General features: G+C 46.1%; 2 protein-coding genes. Both read left to right on the top strand.

The genetic code is table 11. The features are described 5' to 3' along the window. The coding region (locus KDK17_RS02025; protein ID WP_257287228.1) for a WD40 repeat domain-containing protein at window positions 1-1,253 on the top strand (1,253 nt) is incomplete at its 5' end. 178 nt (window positions 1,254-1,431) lie between these two features. After that, on the top strand, window positions 1,432-1,642 hold a 211-nt coding region (locus tag KDK17_RS02020), incomplete at its 3' end, for a hypothetical protein (protein ID WP_257287227.1).

Raw genomic sequence — 1,642 nt, 5'->3', positions numbered from 1 at the left:
GCCGCTACGTCGTGACAGCCAGTGACGACAAAAAGGCGAAAATCTATGGCCAGAAGACCCACGGAACATGGGTAGAAAAAACCATTATTTCCCATGAAGCCCCTGTCAGGTCAGCTATCTTCAGCGCCGATGGCCGCCACGTGGTGACCACCAGTGAAGATGGAACGGCAAAAATTTATGGTCAAGTCGATGGGTCGTGGGTCTATAAACTCACCATTTCCCACAATGATACGATCCCTTCAGCCTCCTTCAGCCCTGATGGTCGCCATCTGGTCACTGCCAGTTGGGATAACACGGCGAAAATTATTAGCCAGAAGGATGATGGATCATGGGAAGACAAACTCACCCTTTCCCATAATGATTGGGTCATGTTTGCCACCTTCAGCTCCGATAGCTGTCATTTGGTAACCACCAGTTTCGATAACACGGCGAAAATCTTCTGCCATAAGACTAATGGATCATGGGAAGAAGAAGTCACCATCTTCCATGATGCCTTTGTCGACTCAGCGTCTTTTAGCACCGATGGCCGACACGTGATGACCGTCGGTGCTGATAACAAGGTGAAAATCCACGATCGGGAAGAAGATGGGTCATGGCTAGAAAAATTGATCATTCCCCATGATGGTTGTCTGAAGTCGGCTACCTTCAGTGTCGATGACCACCATTTGGTGACGGCCAGTTTCGATCACACAGCGAAAATCTATGGTGAGAAGAAAGATGGGTCATGGGAAGAAGAATTCATCATTTCTCATGATAACCGGGTCGTCTCAGCCGCCTTCAGTGTCGATGGTCGTCATGTGTTGACCTTCGGTGAAGATAACAAGGTCAAAATCCATAGTCAGCAGGCCAATGGATCGTGGGAAGAAAATGTCACCATTTCCCATGATGTTTATATCAACTCAGCTACCTTCAGTGCCGATGGACGCTGTGTGGTGACCGCCAGTAGAGATGGAACGGCAATAATATATGGCCTGAAGACCGATGGTTCATGGAAGAAAGAAGCTACTATTTTCCATGGTTCCTGGGTCAACTCAGCCTCTTTTAGCCCCGATGGCCGCCATCTGGTAACCGCCAGTATGGATCGTACGGCAAAAATTTATGGACAGGAGCTTGATGGGTCATGGGTCGAAAAAGCCATCATCTTCCACAATGATTCGATTGAATCAGCCACCTTTAGCACCGATGGCCACCATGTAATGACTATCTCTGACGATAACACGGTGCAAATTAACAGACTTCAGATGAAACATTGATGGTTTGCTGTGATCAATAAAAGAGACGCCATTCTGCAGGCGCTGAAAGACAGAAACGTTATTAGTTGCACTTAAAACCATTTTTTGAACTTTTTTTACAAAACCGATTCTAATTTATCTCGTCAATCTTGAACCTCCTTGTTAATTGGGGGGAATACCAACTCAGGAGAAACCGGGTTTGGATCCAGCGAATAATACATTCAGCATGGACGGTTCACTCTCGCCGTCAATTAATCGCGCTCGATTAGGGGGAGAATCATCAGGTGTTAGTGCGGGTAGATCCATTGCTATACCTGACAAGGAAGAAAAGAAAAAACTTTTGTTTTTCGATTTACCCATCGAAACAACCCATAAAATTATTGGCTTGTTGGAAGTTAGGGATGTTGTTC

The organism is Endozoicomonas sp. SESOKO2 (assembly GCF_024606245.1).
In the GTDB taxonomy this organism is placed as follows: Bacteria; Pseudomonadota; Gammaproteobacteria; order Pseudomonadales; family Endozoicomonadaceae; genus Endozoicomonas_A.
Note: the sequence above shows the minus strand (reverse complement) of the source record. Positions and strands in the feature narration are given on the sequence as shown.